Origin of the sequence: Streptomyces sp. NBC_01092, from assembly GCF_045039535.1 — a bacterium.
Taxonomy (GTDB): domain Bacteria; phylum Actinomycetota; class Actinomycetes; order Streptomycetales; family Streptomycetaceae; genus Streptomyces.
In genome coordinates this window covers 512,003-532,382 of sequence record NZ_CP108659.1, presented here as the reverse complement: position 1 = coordinate 532,382, position 20,380 = coordinate 512,003, and the positions used below count along the sequence as shown (strand labels likewise).

At 72.1% G+C, this 20,380-nt stretch carries 10 protein-coding genes and 1 pseudogene; 4 read left to right on the top strand and 7 right to left on the bottom strand.

The window, feature by feature from the left end:
• Positions 1–7: 7 nt before the first annotated feature.
• From OG254_RS02230 to OG254_RS02215, 4 genes are all read right to left on the bottom strand, one after another.
• Positions 8–667, bottom strand: a complete 660-nt coding sequence (locus OG254_RS02230) for a response regulator transcription factor (protein WP_405576782.1) — start codon at positions 665–667, stop codon at positions 8–10.
• 16 nt (positions 668–683) lie between these two features.
• Positions 684–2,027: an MFS transporter gene (locus OG254_RS02225; RefSeq protein WP_405576780.1), complete on the bottom strand. Its 1,344-nt coding sequence runs from the start codon at positions 2,025–2,027 to the stop codon at positions 684–686.
• An 89-nt stretch (positions 2,028–2,116) separates the two neighbouring features.
• A complete protein-coding gene (gene abc-f, locus OG254_RS02220; RefSeq protein WP_405576778.1) occupies positions 2,117–3,778 on the bottom strand; it encodes a ribosomal protection-like ABC-F family protein in 1,662 nt (553 codons plus the stop codon).
• Between the two features lie 322 nt (positions 3,779–4,100).
• Entirely contained in the window at positions 4,101–4,790 is a 690-nt protein-coding gene (locus OG254_RS02215; RefSeq protein ID WP_405576776.1) for a GAF and ANTAR domain-containing protein, read from the bottom strand.
• Positions 4,791–4,923: 133 nt separating this feature from the next.
• Between OG254_RS02215 and OG254_RS02210 the strand changes: the two are divergent.
• The 3 genes and pseudogenes from OG254_RS02210 to OG254_RS02200 all read left to right on the top strand — a co-directional run.
• Positions 4,924–5,826, top strand: a pseudogene (locus OG254_RS02210) (aminoglycoside phosphotransferase family protein); the annotation flags it as partial.
• Between the two features lie 175 nt (positions 5,827–6,001).
• A complete protein-coding gene (locus OG254_RS02205) occupies positions 6,002–6,229 on the top strand; it encodes an EF-hand domain-containing protein (RefSeq protein WP_351198031.1) in 228 nt (75 codons plus the stop codon).
• Between the two features lie 137 nt (positions 6,230–6,366).
• Complete coding sequence (locus OG254_RS02200; protein ID WP_405594809.1) at positions 6,367–7,749, top strand: MFS transporter; 1,383 nt, start codon at positions 6,367–6,369, stop codon at positions 7,747–7,749.
• Between the two features lie 300 nt (positions 7,750–8,049).
• Here the strand turns inward: OG254_RS02200 and OG254_RS02195 are convergent, their stop codons facing one another.
• On the bottom strand, positions 8,050–9,015 hold the full coding sequence (locus OG254_RS02195; RefSeq protein WP_405576773.1) for an NAD(P)-dependent alcohol dehydrogenase: 966 nt from the start codon (positions 9,013–9,015) through the stop codon (positions 8,050–8,052).
• Between the two features lie 179 nt (positions 9,016–9,194).
• Between OG254_RS02195 and OG254_RS02190 the strand changes: the two genes are divergently transcribed.
• Complete coding sequence (locus tag OG254_RS02190; RefSeq protein ID WP_405576771.1) at positions 9,195–10,727, top strand: alpha/beta fold hydrolase; 1,533 nt, start codon at positions 9,195–9,197, stop codon at positions 10,725–10,727.
• A 104-nt stretch (positions 10,728–10,831) separates the two neighbouring features.
• On the opposite strand, the gene OG254_RS02185 is transcribed toward OG254_RS02190, so the two are convergent.
• Positions 10,832–12,313, bottom strand: a complete 1,482-nt coding sequence (locus tag OG254_RS02185) for a tryptophan 7-halogenase (protein ID WP_405576769.1) — start codon at positions 12,311–12,313, stop codon at positions 10,832–10,834.
• 34 nt (positions 12,314–12,347) lie between these two features.
• Positions 12,348–20,207: an SDR family NAD(P)-dependent oxidoreductase gene (locus OG254_RS02180; protein WP_405576767.1), complete on the bottom strand. Its 7,860-nt coding sequence runs from the start codon at positions 20,205–20,207 to the stop codon at positions 12,348–12,350.
• Positions 20,208–20,380: the final 173 nt, after the last annotated feature.

The following is a 20,380-nucleotide window of genomic DNA, read 5'->3' as shown; positions in this document are numbered from 1 at the left end:
GACGGGGTCAGCCGCCGAACCGGTAGCCGAAGCCGCGGATCGTGGTCAGCACGTCCGGGCGGCCGAGCTTCGCCCGCAGCTGGGTCAGATGGACGTCCAGCGAGCGGGACACCGCCAGATAGGCGTCGCCCCACACCTCGTCCATCAGCTGCTGCCGGCTGACCGCCGTACCCGCCCGGCCCGCCAGCGCGGCCAGCACCGCGAACTCCTTCGTGGTCAGCCGCACCTCCGCGCCGCCCACCGTCACCCTGCGCGCGTCGAGATCGACCTCGACGTCACCGGCGCGCACCGTACGCGGCGCCGGCGCGGTCGGCGGGGCGGCGCGGCGGGTGACGGCGTCGATCCGGGCCAGCAGCTCGGCCAGCCGCACCGGCTTGACCAGGTAGTCGTCGGCGCCCAGCCGCAGGCCGCGCACCACCGACCGTTCGTCACCGCGCGCGGTGAGGACCACGACCGGAAGGCCGCTCACCGCGCGCACCTTGCGCAGCACCTCCAGCCCGTCGAGGTCGGGCAGACCGAGGTCGAGCAGCAGCAGGTCGGCCTGCCGGTGGCGGGCGAGGACGTCCTCGCCGCGCCGCACCCGGGTGGGCAGATGACCGTGCTCGTACAGCACCTCGGTCAGCGCACCCGCTACCCCGTCGTCGTCCTCGGCCAGCAGTACGTGCACGCCCGCCACCCTCCCGTCAGTCCTTGGCCTCGCTCTCCAGCGGCGATCCGTCCGACGTCTCGCGCATCCGAATGTAGACGAGCAGCGAGACCAGGACGCAGGCGGTGACGTAGTAGAAGTACCAGCTCTCGTGGCCGGCGTCCTTGAACCACAGGGCGACGTACTCGGCCGTCCCGCCGAACAGGGCCACGGTCAGCGCGTAGGGCAGGCCGACGCCCAGCGCCCGGATCGAGGTCGGGAACAGCTCGGCCTTCACCACCGCGCTGATCGAGGTGTACAGCGAACTGACGGCCAGCGGACCGACCATGAGCAGGAACGCGTACACGGGATCGCTGGTGTGCGACAGCAGCGTCAGCGAGGGCACCACCACGATCGCCCCCAGCACGCCGAACCCGATCAGCATCGGACGCCGGCCGATGCGGTCGGACAGCAGTCCCATGACCGGCTGGAGCACGACGAACACCAGCAGCGCGAAGAAGTTGATCCAGGCCGCCGTCGGCTTGGCGATGCCGCTGGTGTTGACCATGAACTTCTGCAGGTACGTCGTGTACGTGTAGAAGAACAGCGTGCCGCCCATGGTCAGGCCGACGACGATCAGGCACTGCCGCGGGTAGGACAGCAGCATGCGCAGGCTGCCGCGCGCCGGACCGCCGTCCTTCTCGTCCCCGCCCTCGGCGGCCACGCGCTCGAAGCTCTCCGACTCGTCCATGCCGCGCCGCAGCCACAGCACGACGATCGCCCCTGCGGCACCGACGACGAACGCGATCCGCCAGCCCCACGACTCCATCTGCGTGCCGCTGAGCAGCTGCTGGAGGACGATCTGGAGGCCGAGGGCGGTCAGCTGGCCGGCGATGAGCGTGACGTACTGGAAGCTGGAGTAGTAGCCGCGCCGGCCGGGCGAGGCGACCTCCGACATATAGGTGGCCGAGGTCGAGTACTCCCCGCCGACCGACAGACCCTGCAACAGCCGCGCCGCCACCAGCAGCACCGGCGCGGCGACCCCGATCGCGTCGTACGACGGCGTCAGCGCCACGATCAGCGAACCGGCCGCCATCAGCGTCACCGACAGCGTCAGCGCCGCGCGCCGGCCACGGCGGTCGGCGTACCGCCCCAGCACCCAGCCGCCGATCGGACGCATCAGGAAGCCGACGGCGAACACGGCGGCGGTGTTGAGCAGTTGGGCGGTCTGGTCGCCGGACGGGAAGAACGCCGCGGCGAAGTACACGCTGAACGCGGTGTAGGCGTACCAGTCGTACCACTCGATCAGATTGCCGATCGATCCGCGCAGGATGTTGCTGACAACCCTGCGTTCGCCGTGGCGTGACTCGCGCGCACCCGCGGTCGTGGTCTGTGTGGCCATCGAAACTCCCTTGTCTGCGGCCCGGGAGCACACAGAGTCGATGGCACGACGGGGCCGTTCAACAGCGCGGACCAAGACCTAACAGTCCCTTAGGACTCGGGCCCCGTGAGGGTGAACCCGCGGCCGCCGCGCAGCTCGAGCCGCTCGCCCGGGAACCGCTCGCGGAAGGCACGGTCGTGCGAGACCGCCACCACCGCCCCCGGGTAGGCCGCGAGCGCCGCCTCCAGATCCTCGACGAGGTCGAGCGCGAGATGGTTCGTGGGTTCGTCGAGCACGAGGAGGTCCGCGGGCCGGGTCACCAGAGCGGCGAGCTGGAGCCGCCGCTGCTGCCCCGCGGACAGCGCGGCGACCGGGACGTCCAGGTCCTCCTCACGGAACAGGCCAAGCGCCAGGAGCTGTTCGGCGTACTCGTACGGCAGCCCGGGCCGCCCGGCCGCGAAGGCGGCGAGCAACGGCCGCCGCGTGGAGCGGGCGGGCAGCTCCTGCGCCAGGTATCCGATCCGGGCAGGGCGGCGTACCGAGCCTGCGTCCGGCTCCAGATCGCCCGCCAGGACACGCAGCAGCGTCGTCTTGCCGGCGCCGTTCTCGCCCGTGACCAGCAGCCGCTGACGGGGCGCGATGGTCAGCGGCCCGTCAAGGCGCAGCCGCGTGCCGACCGTCACGGCGTCGAGTTCGGCGAGCGGGTGGTCGGGGTGGGGGACGTGGCCGCCGGGAGGTTCGTCGCCCGCCGACGACAGTGTCGCCGTGAACCGCAGTGGCTGCGGCGGTGCCGCCACCGGGTTGCGCCTCAGGTGGGCCAGCCGCTCCCGGGCCGCGCGCACCTGGCCGCCGAGCTTGGCGTCGTGTGAGCGGCGGTGCTTGCCGAAGCCCTGCCGCGGGTCCTTGCCGGTGGTGGCCAGCCGCTTCCCGGCGGCGCCGAGCAGTTCCTCGGTACGGGCCATCTCCTGGAGCCACTCGAGGTGATCCTGCTCCGCGCGGCGCCGGGCGGCGGCCTTCGCGGCGCGGTAACCGGCCCAGCCGTCGCCGTGGCGGTGTACGGCGTGCGTGTCCCGGTCGACCTCCAGGATCGTGGTGGCGATCCGTTCCAGGAAGCCGCGGTCATGGGTGACCGCGACCACGGTGCCGCGGTGGGCGCGCAGATGCTCCTCCAGCCAGTGCACGGCCGCCGCGTCGAGGTGGTTCGTCGGCTCGTCGAGAAGCAGCAGCTCGGGGGCGGCGGCCAGGACGCAGGCCAGCGCGAGCCGGGACTGCTCGCCGCCGGAGAGGGAGCCGAGCAAGCGGTCACGGGTGATCCCGGCGAGCCCGAGTCCGTGCATCGCGGCGTCCACCCGTACGTCGGCGTCGTACCCGCCGCGTTCCTCGTACGCGATCAGCAGCTCACCGTACGCGGCCAGTTCGTCCTCGGACGCCTCACCGAGCTGCTCCTCGGCCGTGCGCAACCGCCGCTCCATGTCGCGCAGTTCGGCGAGGGCGAGGTCGACGGCGTCCTGAACGGTGCGGCCCGGGTCGAGGTCGAGGGTCTGGGCGAGGTGGCCGATGCCGCCGGGGAAATGGACGGTGAGCTCCCCGGCGTCCGGCACCTCGGCCGAGGCGAGCAGCCGGAGCAGGGTGGACTTGCCGGAGCCGTTCTCGCCGATGACGGCCGCCTTCTCGCCCGGGCGGACGGTGAAGGTGACCTGGTCGAGGACGGTCCGGGTGCCGTAGGACTTGGTGACGTCCTTGACGGACAGCTGCGCCACGGCAGCGGGCATGGGCGTATGGGCGCGTTCGCGCACGTGACTTTCCCTGGGGTGTGCGAAGGGTCTACGGGCAGCGGAAACGGCGGCCTGCGCCGTGCCCGGACTCAGGGGAAGTAGTAGAAAGCCACGCGTCCACCATAACAAAACGGACCGTCTCGTCTCCAGTCATTTTGTTGACGCGATGCCGAGTGCGCGCTCTGGCTGCGGGATGAAATGCGCCGGGCTGGGGACTTGGAGTGCGAGGCCGGGCTCGGCGGCGTGCCCCTGGGGGCTGGGTTCGGCCAGGCTCCTCTGGTTCAGACCACGAGCCCGGGGAGCCGCCCCAACCGTCCCGTCAGGCCAGGCTGCCGTGATCGCAGACCAGGCGGGCGACCTCACGCAGTTTGATGTTGTTCTCCTGCGAATAGCGGCGCAGCACGTCGAAGGCCTGCTCCTCGGTGAGGTCGTGGCTGCCCATGATGATGCCCATGGCCTCGCCGATCATGTGGCGGGTCGCGACGGCGTGTTCCATCTGGGCGTGGGCGCGTGCGCTGGAGAAGGCGACCGCGGCGTGCGAGGCAAGCAGCCAGCCGGCCAGCTCGCTGGCTTCGGTGAACGCGCCGGGCTTGCGCGAGTAGACGTTCAGCGCGCCGAGGTCCTCGTCCTCGGTGTAGAGCAGGAAGCCCATCATGCTGCCGACGCCGAGCTCGCGGGCGGCGGGCCCGAACGAGGGCCATTGCGGCTGATCCTGGGTGAAGTCCCGGACCCGGAACACGCGCTCGCCCTGCTTCGTGCGGGCGGCGTCGAAGCAGGGCCCCTCGCGCATCTGCTCCTGCAACCGGTCGCTCTTGACGACCAGCTCCTGCGTGGGCGCCAGCGACTGGACCTGTTGGCCGTGCAGCACCAGGATCCCGGCCGCGTCACAGGCCTCCACGAGCTCGATCGCCGAGGCGGTGATCCGTTCCAGGGTGGCGTCGACCGACTCCTGCGAGAGCAGATCGCGCGCCATCGACGCCAGCTGCTGCGCGAACCGGGCCCAGTCCATCGCGTACTCCACCTGTCGGCTTGCCTCGATCAGGCCTTGGATCCAGCATGGCACGCACGGCCCGCAGCGGGTCTGGGGGCGTATGGCGAGGACCGGAGGGAACACGGCTGTGCGTGAGCGGCGCGGGAGCCCCTTGGAAGCGGCCGAGGTCCCGCAATCCCTGGCCACGTCCTGTGCCAGAGCCTTCGGCGACGAGGGGAGGGCCTGGATCGCCGCACTGCCGGCTCTCGCCACGGAACTCATGGACCGCTGGGAGCTGAGACGCGACGGCGACCCCGGATCCGGGGAGGCCTCACTCGTGCTGCCGGTCCTGCGCAAGGACGGCACGCGCGCGGTCCTCAAGCTCCAGATGCGGCGAGAGGAGGTCACGGCCGCGCTCATCGGGCTGCGTACTTGGAACGGCCACGGCATGGTGCGGCTGCTCGACCACGATCCCGCGAGCACCGGCATGCTTCTGGAACGCCTGGACGCCGCCCGCGCGCTCAGCTCCGTCGAGGACGACGACGTCGCGATGGGCATCCTCGCCGAGCTCCAGTCCCGGCTGGTCCGCGTGCCCGCGCCGCCGGGACTGCGCGGTCTCGGCAGTATCGCCAGGGAGATGCTGGAAGGGGTCCCGCAGACGGTCGCCGCCCTGGCCGACCCGGCGGATCGACGCCTCCTGCTCGACTGGGCGTCGGCGGTGGCCGAACTGGTCGACGAGCCCGGAGACCGGATGCTGCACTGGGACCTGCACTACGACAACGTCCTCGCCGCACAACGCGAGCCGTGGCTGGCCATCGATCCGGAGCCGCTCGCCGGCGATCCCGGCTTCGACCTCTGGCCCGCCCTGAACAGCAGGTGGGACGACCTGGTCGCCAAGGGCGACACCCCGCGCGTGGTGCGCCGCCGCTTCGACCTCGTCACCTCGGTCCTCGACCTGGACCGCGCACGCGCGACCGGCTGGACCCTCGGACGACTGCTGCAGAACGCGATCTGGGACGTGGAGGACGGCGAGAGCGCGCTCGACCCGTCCGCCGTGGCGATCTCGCAGGCGCTGCTCACCCGCCCCACGCGCGATGAGCGGGATGCGTCGGGCACACGCGGGACAGGTCCGACGGGGACAAGGGGCGCATGAGGCAACCGTCACCCGACTGGCCGTCCGGGCACGCGAGCGGCACCGTCGTCACTCAGCCTGGCAGGAGTCACATCCAGACGACCGGCTGGAGGACGAGATGACCGCGCTGGACCCGGCACTCAAGGCCGTCACCGACCAGATGAGAGTCATCGGCGACGCGGACGGCGACGGTCGGATAGACATCGAGGAATTCCTCGCGGCCCTCAGAGGCATCGGGATCGACTTGGCTCGGGCCCGACGCGCGTTCGAGGAAGCCGACAAGGACCGTGACGGGGCGCTCGGGTACGAGGAGGCCGTTTCCGCGGCGCGGAGGGCGTTCGAGTAGAACCGGGCGCGAGTGTCGGGGTGTTCGGCGGCTCGACCAGCCGGGGGAGCGGGCTTCGGGAACTATGCGTCATATGTCCCTTACCGTGACCCTCGACGTGGTACTTCCGTCGGCGGGAGGGAGCTGGGGCCGTGGCGATGGCGGAGTCGACGGACGGCGCCGAGCCCGGGCAACGCTCCTGGGCACCGCTGCTGGCGGTCTGCGCCGGGTACTTCATGGTGATCCTGGACGTGACGATCATCAACGTCGCGGTACCGGTGGTCGGCCGCGAACTGTCGGCCTCCCTCACCGGCATCCAGTGGATCACCGACGGGTACACCATGGTCTTCGCCGGATTCCTGCTCACCGGCGGCGCCCTCGGCGACCGGCTCGGCAACCGTCGGGTCTTCTGCTGGGGCGTGGCGGTGTTCACGGCGTCCTCGGCCGCGTGCGCGCTCGCGCCGAACGCCCCCGTCCTGGTCGCGGCCCGACTCGTCGAAGGGCTCGGCGCGGCACTGATCGTGCCCGGATCCCTGGCGCTGCTCCAGCAGGCCTACCCCGCACCGGCCGCACGCGCACGGGCCTTCGGCCTGTGGGGTTCCATGGCGGGCATCGCGGCCTCCGCCGGCCCGCTGCTGGGCGGCCTGCTCGTCTCCACAGTGGGCTGGCGCTGGGTGTTCCTCATCAACCTGCCGGTCGGCGCGGCCTGCCTCGCACTGACGCTACGGCACGTATCACCCTCGCCCCGGCGCGCCACCCGGGCCCTCGACTGGCCGGCCCAGTGCGCGGTCGTGGCGGCGGTGGCACTGCTCACCGCGGCGCTCAACGAGGCAGGACGGCGAGGCTGGTCCGATCCTGCGGTACTCGCCGGCCTCGCCCTTGCCGTCCTGTCCGCAGTGGCGTTCGCCGTACGCGAGCGGCTCGCCCGCGCACCCGCCCTTCCCCTGAACCTGCTGCACTCCCGCGCGATGAGCGGCGGCGCCGTCATCGGCCTGCTGTTCAACTTCGGCTTCTACGGCATGGTGTTCACCGCCAGCTTGGAATTCCAGCACCAGCGCGGCTACAGCGCTCTCGAGACCGGGCTGGCGCTGTTCCCGGCGGTGGCGATGACGATGTTCGCCTCCGTCCTGTCCGGACGGCTGAGCCGCCGCACCGGTGACCGCCCGCTGGTGGTCTCCGGCATGCTCCTGGCCGCCTTGGGCCTGGCCGGCTGGGCCGCGGCGGGAACCGACCCCGCGTACGCGCTGCTGGTGGCCCCGATGATGGCCGCGGGATTCGGCACCTCCTTCGCCCTGACCGGCTCGACCGCCACCGTGATGAGCGCCGCGCCTGCCTCCTACTCGGGCACCGCCTCCGCCCTGTTCAACACCACTCGCCAGATCGGCAGCGCCACCGGCGTGGCCCTCGGCGGCAGCCTCCTCGCCACGGCCGGCGCCCACAGCACGGGCCTACGCACCAGCATGGCGATCGGCGCGCTCGCCTACCTAACCGCCGCTGTCCTCGCGTGGGTGTGCGTGCCGGTCAAGCCCAGAACAACGTAGGCGCGTCGTGGGACCACCCCACGGACCGGTGCCGGGGGACCGCCGCCTGCGCTGCCGGAAAACCAGGTGCACGGCTGCGCCGGCCAGCACTAAGTTGTGGGGTGTTCAGGTGCGCAGGCTGCGGCTACTTCGCCTCTCCAGCGGGAAACGCGGGTTCGAATCCCGCCATCGGCATCACCGGCCGGTGTCGTCCAGCGGCCCAGGACACCTACAGTGTGCCGCCGCCGACCTCGATCTCTGAACGCTTCACGACCCGAGCCGCCCGCCACGGAAATGACCGCCGGGCGGCTCAGTCGCGTCTCACGACGCGACGGTGATGACGACGTTGCCGATCTTCTGCCCTGTCTCGACGTACCGATAGGCGTCGACGATCTGCTCCAGCGGATACCGTCGGTCGATGACCGGCTTGAAGCTTCCGGCCTCGATCAGGCCCCCCAAGTCCCGCACGACCTCCTGATTCTGCTGGGGAAAGGGGAACTTGACCCTTCTGCCGCGAAACAGGGGAGTGACGAGGGGCAGGAGGAGGTTCTGCCCGAAGGGTCCCAGCTCCGACGACAGATACACCCCGCCGGGCTTCAGCAGCCGTCGGCAGCGGCCGAACGTGCTCTTGCCGACGGTGTCGAACACCGCGTCGTACCGCTGCTCGTCCCGGGTGAAGTCCTGCGCGGTGTAGTCGATGACCCGGTCCGCGCCGAGGCCCTTCACCAGGTCCAGGTGGGTGGTGTCACACACCGCGGTCACGGTGGCCCCGTAGTGCTTGAGCAACTGCACGGCAGCCGAGCCGATGCCGCCTGTCGCGCCGTTGACCAGGACGGTCTGCCCGGGGCGTACTCGGGCGGTCCTGACGAACGACAGGGCGTAGTGCGCTCCCTCGGTGCCGGGCGCGGCCTCCTCGAACGTCACGCCGTCGGGCATGGGCGCGATCGCGTCGTCCTGGGGAACCGCCAGGTACTCGGCATGGGTACCGAACGCGCCCTCGTTGTAGCCGAACACGCGGTCGCCGACGGCGAACGAGGTGACGTCGCTGCCGACCGCTTCCACCACTCCCGCGTACTCGGTCCCGAGTACGGCCCGCCGCGGACGGGCGATGCCGGTGAGCGCGCGCATGAAGAACGGCTTGGCCGCGCGGTAGGCGCAGTCCGTCCGGTTGACCGTGGTCGCATGCACCCTGACGAGTACGTCCCGCTCACCGGCCGACGGCTTGTCCACGTCGGCGATCCGGACCACGTCCGGCGGCCCGTACCGGCTGTGCACCGCTGCCCTCATGGCCGAACGGTAGCGGCAATTCGGATGCAACCCCTAGGAGTCACCCGGAGGAAGTCCCCGACGGCGTCCCTGCCTCTGCCCTGATTCCCCTTCCGTTCGATTGTGACAGCGGTGAGCTCCCGCCACGGTTGATCGAGGAACGCCCGTGATCAACGGGCACCGCCTCGGAAAGGAACTACATGCAACCGCTCTTCAGAGCACTCACCGGAGCGCTCGCCGCCGGGTTACTCGCCACCGGAGTGCTCGCCGGAGGAACGTCGGCGTCGGGGGAGGAGACGCAGGGTGCCTCAACTCCCGTCGCCAGTGCGACGACGCACGACCGTGCGCCGGCGGCGTCCGACGCCATCGACTGGAAGCCCTGCGCCCAGGACGCCAAGGCGGAATGCGGGACCCTTCGACTGCCGGTCGACTGGGCACGCCCGGGCGGGGAGACGTTCGATCTCGCGGTGGCCCGGCGCACAGCGGCCGATCCGGATCGCCGGGTGGGCGTGCTGCTGGTCAACCCGGGTGGGCCGGGCGATTCGGGCGTCGACTTCGCCGTACGGCGCGCCCCGTCCCACTTCAGCGCGGACACCCTGGCCCGGTTCGACATCATCGGCTTCGACCCACGAGGCGTCGGGGGCAGCCGGCCAGTGATGTGCTCGTCCGAGCTGCTGGCCGAACGGCCGTCGTCCTACCCGCGCAACCAGGCCGAGTTCGATCAACTCGCCCGGTACAACGGTGCGTTACGCGAGGACTGCCGTCGGCACACCGGCCCCGTCTTCGACCACGCCGACACCCTGAGCGTCGTCCGGGACATGGACGCACTGCGCAAGGCCCTGGGCGAGCGGAAGGTCAACTACTTCGGCCACTCCTACGGCACACTGATCGGCCAGCAGTACGCGGAGGAGTACGGCGACCGGATCCGGGCCATGGCCCTCACCGCGAACGTCGACCACAGCCTCGGCACCCGGCAGTTCCTCACCTCGTCGGCGTCCGCTGCCGAGGACTCCTTCCAACAGTTCGTGAAGTGGTGCGAGTCCACCAGTTCCTGTGCCCTGTACGGCCGGGACGTCACCGCCGTATGGGACGCGGTGCTCGCCCGGGCCGACCGAGGGGAGATACAGGACCCCGAGAACCCGGATCAGCCTCTCACCGCCCACGACATCACTCTGTCCGCCTTCAAGGCGTTCTACGGCCCGGACCGGGAGGAACTGGCCGCCCTCATAGCGCAGTTGGACAGCCAGAAGCCGGGAGAGGAGAAGAAGTCCCGGCAGCAGACCGACCGGGTACAGCCTCAGCACACACAAGCGGCGCCCTTCCACGCGGTGTTCTGCCAGGACTGGAGCATGCGCCCGAAGAACTACCGGGAGTACGCCGCCCTCACCCAGGCCGAGCTCCAGGCCGCACCCCACATGCGTGGCACCCCTCGCGTCCACGAAGGAGTCGCCGGCTGCATCGGCTGGCCGAGCCGGGTGAACAACCCCGAGCACCGTCTCCGCATCACCGAGGCGCCCAAGATCCTGCTGCTCCATTCGCGGCACGACCCGGCGAACCACTTCTCCTGGGCGGCCAATGTGCACAGGCAGACCCGCGAGACGACCGTCCTACTGCCGTACGAGGGGGCAGGACACAGCGTCTACGGCCGCAACGACTGCACCCGCGACGCCGTGGACGACTACCTCGCGGAACTCATCCTTCCCGCTCCCGGGAGCCGCTGCGAATCATCCTGAAAGGGGACCCGTTCTTCTACTACGCCCACGACGCAGCCCGTGCCCGGTTCGCACGGCGAAATGATCTGCGGTCGCCGGATGGCGGTGCCGATTCCCCTGCCTGATCAGTGCCCCGCACGTCCGACCCAGGACAAGCCGTCCGCAGTGACGGTGAGTCCGTCCTGTATGGCCGGGGCCGAGTCGTCGAGGGGGCCGCCGTACAGGGCCTGTTCCTGGAGGGTGTTGCCGGTGTGGAAGGTGTCGGTGACGATCTGGGTGGAGAGCAGGGGGTTTACTCGGTCCTCGCCGGTTGTCAGGCGGTGCACCGCGGTGTCCAGTTGGGCCGCGGCGGCGGTCCAGTAGGTGCCGAGCCGGCCCGTCGCGCCCACCGCCTCGTCGCCGGAGGCCACTCCGCCGGCGAGTTCGGCAAAGGCGGCGACCTCGTCGATGTCCACCTCGGTGACCTTCTTCGCCGCCCAGAAGTACGAGTCCTCGTTGCGCTCCATGTCGTAGAAGGCGATGAGGAAGTCGTAGAACACGCTGTACTCACGGCGGTAGCGCGCCTCGAACTCCGCGAAGCCGCGCTCTTCGGGGACGCTGCCGTCCAGGGCGGAGTTCACCGCGCGGGCGGCCAGCAGCGCGCCGTATGTCGCCAGGTGGACGCCCGAGGACAGCACCGGGTCCACGAAGCACGCGGCGTCGCCGACCAGGGCCATGCCCGGTGTCCAGAGCGACTTCTTCCAGTAGGAGTAGTCCTTGCGCACGCGTACCTGGTCGTACGGCGGCTCGGTCGCGACCGGCACGTCCGTCAGGAGCCGGGCGACCTGCGGGCACGCTTTGATCATGTCCTGCCAGGCGGCGCGCGGGTCGTGCTGCACGGCCGCGTAGTGCTCGGGTGAGATCACGGCGCCGACGCTGGTCAGGTCGTCGCGCAGCGGGATGTACCAGAGCCAGCCGGCGTCGAACGCGGCGCAGAAGATGTTGCCGCTGTTCGGTGCGGGGAGGCGGGTGCCGCCGGCGTAGTAGCCGAACACCGCGAGGTTGCGGAAGAAGTCGGAGTACACGCGCGCTCCGCCGACCTTGCCGTGGATACGGCTCGTGTTACCGGACGCGTCGATCACGAACCGGGCGTGCGTCGTGCGCGCCGTACCGTCCGGGTCGGTGTACTCGACGCCGTGCACCCGCTCGCCCTCGGTGATCACGCGGCGTACGGGACTGCCCTCGCGCACCTCGACGCCCACGCGTTCGGCGTTGCGCAGCAGGATCTCGTCGAACCGGGAACGCTCCACCTGGAAGGCCGTCGCCGTCGGCTCGGGCAGGCGCGGTGTCATGGAGAACGAGAACTGCCAGGGCTCCGCGGCGCGTCCCCAGCGCATCGTCCCGCCCCGCTTGACGGTGAAGCCGGCCCGGGCCACCTCATCGGCGACTCCGAGGATGCGGCACAGGCCGTGCACGGTGGCGGGCAACAGCGACTCGCCGATCTGGTACCGCGGGAAGGTCTCCCTCTCCAGCAGCAGCACCCGATGACCCCGCAGGGCCACAGCCGTGGCGGCGGTCGAGCCGGCCGGCCCACCGCCCACGACGACGAGGTCGTAGTCCGAGGTCATCAAGGGCTCCTGTTCTCCTGTGCTGCGTCACGGGTCACCTGGTCAGCCAGGTGCGGATCGCCGCGGCCGTGCTGTCGGCGTCCCGGTTGAGTACGGAGTAGTGGTCGCCGGGGAGGTCCGCGCTGTCGTGCGGCAGCGGCCACAGTGGCTGCCAGTCCCGGTCAGAGTCTGTTGCGCGCATGTGCGAGGTGGGCCGGCCGCGGAGCAACAGGGTCGGAACCGGCGATGGTTCGGGCTGCCAGTTCTCCAGCACGCGGGCGTAGCCGCCTCCGGCGATCAGCAGAGAGTCGTCCAACTGGTCGATGACATCGTCCGGCAGGGCGGCACCGGCCATCATCAGGGCCAGCCCGCGCGGGTCGTCGCGGCGCAGCACGCCCGCATGGGTGTCGATCAGGATCACCCCGGCCGGAGGCTGACCCGCTCGCGCGAGGTGCCCGGCCACGGCGTGCGCGACCGCGCCCCCGGCGCAGTGGCCGACGAGGACCGGTGCCAGGTCCGTGGGCAGCGCGCGCACGGTCTCGGCGTGCGTCCGCACCAGCGCGGCCATGCCGTCGGGGACGGCCCGGCTCGCTCCGAACCCGGGATGCTCCAGCAGGAACAGGTCCCGTTCGCCCTCGAGCTGTCCGGCCAGACCTGTGGGGACGCGATGGAGCGGCGAGAGGTAGTCCGGGATGTACGCCACCGGAGTGCCGCCACCGTGGGCAAGCCGGACCGGCGGGACCGCATACCTGGCGTGGTCGCCGTCGCGGAAGGTCGGCAGGGCGTAGGACGCGAGGTAGCGCAGTGCCATCGCCTCCAATGGCCGTTGCTCGCAGAGCACTTGGTGGTAGACGGTGCTGAATCGGTGGAGCGACTGCGGGGCGGGGGGTTCGGGGGTGCCGGGCCCGGCTTGCGCTTCCCGCGGGCCGTCCGAGGCCGGTGCGGCGGATGCCTCCGGCACGCCAATGGCCTGTTGCGGCAGGCCGCCCGCCTCGATCAGGGCGGCGTGGACGTGCGCGGCCAGCTCGGACGGGGTGGGGTACTCCCACACGACCGTAGGAGCCAGCCGTACGCGCGTGAACGCGCTGAGCCGGTTGCGGACCTGTACGGCGGTCAGGGAGTCGAAGCCGAGGTCGGTGAAGGGCCGTTCGGCAGGGAGCGCCGCCGGGTCCGCGAACCCCAGGACCGCGGCGACCTCGACGCGGATCAGCTCTGCGAGGACGGTTTCGCGTTCGTGCGCGGCGACCTCGGCGAGCCGCTCGCGCCACGCGCCGGGCGCCTGCCCCACCGCCTCGACCGCCACCACATGTCCCGCGGACCCGGGCCCACCAGACTCATCGGGTCCATCAGGTCCAGCAGGTCCATCAGGCTCAGACAGTCGCCCGGCCCGGTCCGCGCGCCGCGGCAGCAGGTCCGCCAGGACAGCCGGCGCGGCCGGGCCCGCCGCCACTGCCGCCACCCGGTCCAGCGGGATCGGCACCAGCACCGGTTCCGGGATACGCAGCGCCGTGTCGAGGAGCCGGATGCCCTCCCGCTTGCTGACCGACAGGACACCGCCCTCCCCGACGCGTTCGGGCGCGACGCGGCCGCGGCCGGCCATCCCGTCGTCGCCCGTCGTGGACCACGGGCCCCAGGCCAGTGCCTGGGCAGGCAGTCCGCGGGCCACCCGGTGCCGTGCGAGCGCGTCGAGGAAGCCGTTCGCGGCCGCGTAGTTCGACTGGCCCGGCCGGCCGAGTACGCCGGCGGCAGACGAGTACAGCACGAAGGCGGACAGACCGAGGTCCTTCGTCGCCTCGTGCAGGTGCCAGGCACCGTCCGCCTTCGGCGCGAGCACGTGTCCCAGCCGGCCGGAGGTCATGCTGTCCACCACGCCGTCGTCCACCACCCCGGCAAGGTGGAACACCGCGGTCGGCACCGGTTGGCAGGACGCCACCAACGCGTCGACGGCCGTACGGTCGCTCACCTCGCACGCCACCACACGCACCTTGGCGGGCAGGTCGGCCACCCAGTCCGGTACCCGGCCGCTCCGACCGGTCAGCAGCAGGTGCCGGACCCCGCGCTCGACGACCAGATACCGGGCGAGGCTCGCTCCGAGCGCGCCGGTGCCGCCGGTGACGATCACGGTGCCCTCGGGGCCCAAGACGGGCGGCTCGGCGGTGGGCGCATCGGCAGGAGCCAGCCGGGGCACCAGGGCCAGACCGTCACGCAGGGAGACCTGCGGTTCGCCGGTCCGCAGTGCCGTCTCCCGTTCCTCCGGCGAAGCCGGGACTCCCTGTTGGTCGACCAGCACGAGCCGTCCGGGGTGCTCGGACTGGGCACTGCGCACGAGTCCCGCGACCGCCGCCTCGGCGAGGTCCGGGTCGTCGCCCGTGGCGTTGTGCGTGAGCACCATCAGCCGGCCCGGCCGCGCATCGGTGGTCCAGTCGCGTACGACGTCCAGCACGGCCGTCAGAAGCCCGTGGACGCGCTCGGGCCGGGTGGCGTTGTCGGGCAGGGCAGCGGCCAGTTGGGCGACATCGAGCAGCTCGTGCTCCGGGATCGCGTCGTGGACCGGCGCCGCGGGCCGCCAGATGAGGCGGTACGTCTCGGCACGTGTGAGGGCCGCCGCCGGGATCGCGCGGGTGACCACGGACTCCACCGCGGCGACAGGACGGCCGGCCGGGTCGGTGAGGGTGACCCGGAACTCGTCCGGGCCGAGCCGCCGTACGACGGCCCGCGCGGCACAAGCACCGGTGGCGTACACGGTCACGCCGGTACAGGCGAGCGGGGCCCGGGGCTCACGTGCCCGCTCGCCGGGTGCCTCGGCCAGCAGCGCGGCGTGCAGAGCCGCGTCGAACAGGGCGGGGTGCAGGGCGTACGAGCCCGCGGTCGCCGCTTCCCCGTGCGCCAGCGCCAGTTCGGCGAAGACGTCACCCTCCTGTCGCCACAGGGCGGTCACCGCGCGGAAGGCGGGCCCGTAGCGATGGCCGTCGGCCGCGAGGCGCGTGTAGTCGACCGGGATCCGCTCGGCGTCCGGGGGAGGCCACGCCCCGGGCGCATCGGTGGGCGGCGCCTCGGCCGGTGCGGTCGTCGCGGTGGCATGCCGCTTCCATGGCTCCTCGGCGTCGGCCGTGCGAGCCCATACGGTGACCGGCCGCCCGCCCGCTTCGTCCGGGGCCCCGGCCACCACCTGAACCTGCACACGCTCCGCCGGGGACAGTACGAGCGGTTCGTGGAAGGCCAGTTCGGCCAGCCGGACGACGCCCGGCGCACCGGTGGCCCGGCACGCCAGCTCGGCGAAGAGCGTCGCGGGCACCACCACCCGGTCGCCGATCGTGTGGTCGGCGAGCCAGGGGTGCTGGGCGGTGGACAGTATGGCGGTGTGCCGGATCACCGGCCCGTCGGCATCGGGCTGCGCCTGTCCCATGAGGGGGTGTCCGGCCGGTGTCCGGTGCCGGACCGCGTCCAGCCAGTAGCGCTGTCGCTGGAAGGGATACGTGGGCAGCGGGCGCCGACGTGCACCGCTGCCGGCGTACACCGACCGCCAGTCCACCGGCACGCCGTGCACCTGCAGCGAGGCCAGCGCCTCGACCGCCGTACGCGGGTCGCGGCACGACAGGAACGCCCCCTGCGCGTCCGGCGCGACACAGTCCTCGGCCGCCAGCGCCAGCGAAGCGGACGGACTGGCCTCGACGAACGCCGTGACGCCCTCACCGGCCAGCCATTCCACCGCGTCGGCGAATTGGACGGTCTCCCGCGCCTGCCGCACCCAGTGGTCGGCGCCGGCGAGCGCGTCCGGCTCGGGACGACCGCTCAGCGTGGACACCACCGCAGCGGACGGCCGGTGATAGGTCACCGCCTCGGCGACGGCACGGTACTCGGCCAGCATCGGATCCAGCAGCGGCGAGTGGAAGGCGTGACTCACCCGCAGCCGCCTGGACGGCCGTCCGATACGGGCGACGAGCGCGGCCACCGCGTCCTCGTCACCGGAGAGCACCACCGATGTCGGTCCGTTGACCGCCGCGATCGCCACCCGGCCGGGGACCTCCCCGAGCACGCGCGCCACTTCGGCCGACGACGCACGCACCGCGATCATCGCGCCACCGGTCGGCAGCGCCGCCATCAACCGGCCACGGGCGGCCACCAGCCGCACCGCGTCGGAGCGGGAGAACACACCCGCGACATGGGCGGCGGCCAGCTCGCCGATCGAGTGGCCGACCAGGTAGTCCGGTCGCACTCCCCAGTCGGCGAGCAGCGTGTGCAGGGCGACCGAGAAGGCGAACAGGGCGGGCTGCGCGTAGTCGGTGCGGTTGAGCAGGCCGTCGTCGGGGGCGTCGATCACCGTCGGCAAGGGCCGGTCGAGGTACGGCGTGAACTCCTCGCACAGCTCGGTGAACTCCGCGTCGAAGACGGGGAAAGCCGCGCGCAGTTCGCGGCCCATCCCCGGGCGTTGGGAGCCCTGGCCGGCGCAGAGCAGCGCCACCTTCGGACGCGTGAGCGCGGTGCCCCGGAGCAGCGCAGGGCCGTCGACACCGTCCGCCAGGTCGCGCAGCCCGGCGAGCAGACCCTCGGCATCGGAGGCCAGGACGGCCGCCCGGTGGGACAGCGGCGCCCTGGTCGTCGCCAGTGAGTACGCGGCGTCCAGTGCCGTCGATTCGTCGGTCACATCGGCCAGCGCGGCCGCCAGCGCCGCGGCATGGGCGCGTAGACCGGCTTCGTCGCCGCCGCTGACCAGCCAAGGAGTGAGGGGCAGTCGGGTCGCGGGCGCGCATGGACTCGGGTTGTCGTCGGCGGCCGACGGCTCCTCGATGATCACGTGGGCGTTCGTTCCGCCGATGCCGAAGGAGGAGATCGCCGCGCGGCGTGGGCGGTCGCCTCGTGGCCACGGCCGTGCCCGGTCGAGCAACCGCACCGCGCCCGCGGTCCAGTCGACGTTCGGCGACGGCTTCTCGGCGTAGAGCGAGGCGGGCAGTTCGTCGTGGCGCATCGCCTCGATCATCTTGATCACGCCCGCCACGCCCGCCGCGGCCTGGGTGTGCCCGACGTTCGACTTGACCGACCCCAGCCACACAGGGTCGTCCGGATCGCGGTGCTGCCCGTAGGTGGCCAGCAGGGCGCCGGCCTCGATCGGGTCGCCGAGCGCGGTCCCTGTACCGTGCCCCTCGACCACGTCGACGTCGGCCGCCTGCAACCCCGCGTCGCCCAGCGCCAGTTGGATCAGTTCGCGCTGCGCCTCGCCGTTGGGGGCGGTCAGGCCGTTCGACGCGCCGTCCGAGTTCACGGCGGACCCGCGCAGCACGGCCAGCACCGGATGGCCGAGGCGGCGGGCGTCCGACAGCTTCTCCAGCAGCACCAGTCCGACGCCCTCGGCCCACGCCGTGCCGTCCGCGCCGGCGGCGAACGACCGGCAACGGCCGTCCGGCGACAGGCCGCGCTGACGGCTGAACGCGATGAACGGCTGCGGACTCGACAGCACCGTCACCCCGCCGGCCAGCGCCAGCGTGCACTCCCCGGCGCGCAGCGACTTGGCGGCCAGGTCCATCGCGACCAGCGAGGACGAGCAGGCCGTGTCCAAGGTCATGGCCGGGCCGCGCAGACCGAGAACGTACGAGATACGGCCGGACGCCACACTGCCCGACGAGCCGATGCCGATGTGCGACTCCAGCTCGTGCGCCGGGACTCCGCTGCCGTAGCCGACGTGCATCAGCCCGACGAACACGCCGGTGCTGGTGCCGCGCAGCGCCGGCGCGGGGATGCCCGCGCGCTCCAGCGTCTCCCAGGCGACCTCCAGCAGCAGCCGCTGCTGGGGGTCGGTGGCCAGCGCTTCGCGGGGCGACATGCCGAAGAACAGCGGGTCGAAGTCCGCAACGTTGTCGAGGAACCCGCCGCGGCGGGTGTACGTGGTGCCGATCCGGTCGGGATCGGGATGGTGCAGGGAGGCGAGGTCCCAGCCGCGGTCGGTGGGGAAGTCGCTCGTGGCGTCCACACCGTCGGCCGCCAGGCGCCAGAGGTCCTCGGGCGCACTCACCCCGCCCGGGTAGCGGCAGCCCACGGCCACGATCGCAATGGGCTCGGCCCTCGGGCCGCGTTGCGGTACGGCCGTTGCGGGTACCGCCGTTGCGGGTACGGCCGAACCGTGCAGCTCGGTGTCCAGGTGGGCGGCGACCGCGGCCGGGTTCGGGTGGTCCCAGACCAGCGTCGCCGGCAGACGCAGTCCGGTGCGCAGGCTGAGCCGGTGCCACAGGGTCATCGCGTCCATGGAAGTGAGGCCGAGGTCGGCGAACGCGGTGCCCGGATCGGCGGCCGACCCGCGGATGGCCGACGCCTCCGCACACACCAGGTCGGTCAGCGCGGCCAGCCGCTCGCCGGGCGTGCGGTCGGCGAGCAGTTCGAGCCTCGGCTCGGCCGCCCGCTCGGCGAGAGCCTCGCGCAGCAGGGCCCGGCGCGGCTTGCCCGCCGCGGTGCGCGGAACGGCCGGCGTGAAGAGCACCTCGTCGGGCACCTTGTGCGCGGAGAGCACTGCCGCGCACGCCCGCAGCAGGCCTGCCGCGTCGAGTGTCTGTTGCTCGGGAACCACGAACGCCACCGGAACCTCACCGAGTAGCGGATGGGCCCGCGCTACGACGGCCGCGTCACGCACGCCTGGCAGGCCGCGCAGCACCTGCTCGACCTCGGCCGGGTCGACGTTCTCGCCGCCGCGCACGATCCGGTCGTTCACCCGGCCGGTGACGGTCAGAGCGCCGCCCTCGCCGAGCCGGCCGAGGTCACCCGTGCGGTACCAGCCGTCGCGCAGGGCATCGGCGGTCTCCTCGGGCCGGTTGTGGTAGCCCAGCATGACGCCGGGGCCGCGTACCCAGATCTCGCCCTCCGGGCCGGCGCTGTCCCGCCCCGTCTCCGGATCGACCAGCCGGACGTCGGTGCCGGGCAGCGGTGGCCCGCTGCTGCCGGGGGTCCTCGGCCCGTCGGGCGCCTCCATGGCGATCTTGCCGCAGGTCTCGGTGCTGCCGTAGCCGTCGAGAAGCGGGGCGCCGAACCGCGTCTCGACCTGCTCCCGCAGCTCCGGTTCACTGGGCGCCCCGGCGGTGACGCACAGCCGCAGCGACGGCACCGCCCCCAGCCCGGCGTCGAGCAACTGCCGGTAGGTGAGCGGCACTCCGGCCAGCACGGTCGGCGCGTACGCGTCGACCAGCCGGGCCAGTGCGGCCGGCTCCGGTGCCGCGGTGATCCGTGCGCTCGCGCCGGCCACCACGGTGCCCAGTACGCACAGTGAGTGGGCGTAGGTGTGCGTGAGCGGCAGCGGCCACAGCACCCGGTCCGTCGCCGACAGGCCGAGACGGGGCAGATAGCAGGCGACCGGGGACCAGAGCGCGGAGCGCTGGCTGGACACGGCGGCCCTGGGCGAGCCGGAGGTACCGGACGTGTAGAGGAGCCAGGCCGGTTCGTCCAGGCCGAGGTCGTCGGGAGGCGAGGACGCCGGTCCGCCGACGAGCTCTTCGAAGCGCGCGACGTCGTACGGCAGCGGGCCCGCACCCTCGCCGGTCACCACCAGCCGCATCGACGGGCGGCCCTCCGCCAGCCGGGCGATCCGCGGCAGGTTCCGCCGGTCGGTGACCAGTACGGCCGGATCGCAGTCGGTCAACAGCTCCGCGAGTTCGGAGTCGGTACCGCGCGAACTCAGCGGCACACCTACCGCGGCGGCCCGCACGGTGGCGAGGAGACCCTCGACCAACTCCACGCTGTTGTCGAGACAGAAGGCCACCCTGGCACCGCGCCCGACCGCCAGCCCCACCGCCAACCGAGCGGTCCTGCGCTCCAGCTCGGCCCAGCTCACCTCGCGCCGATCATCGGTGAAAGCGGGCTTGTCGCCGCGCCATAAGGAGTTCTCGACGAGCAACTCCGCGACAGTCCGCACCTCGAACTCTCCGAACACTCCCACCAGTTGTCCCCCCGTCCCTCACCCCGCCCGCACCACGGCGGCCCCTTGATCAGCGTAAGCGGACCTGTGGCGTTGCGTAGGACGGCGGACGACGACTTCGGGTTGCGCACAACGCGACGAAGCCGGACTCGGTCCTGCGGCAGGAGTGGGGGATGTCCTCGCGGTTCAGGCGA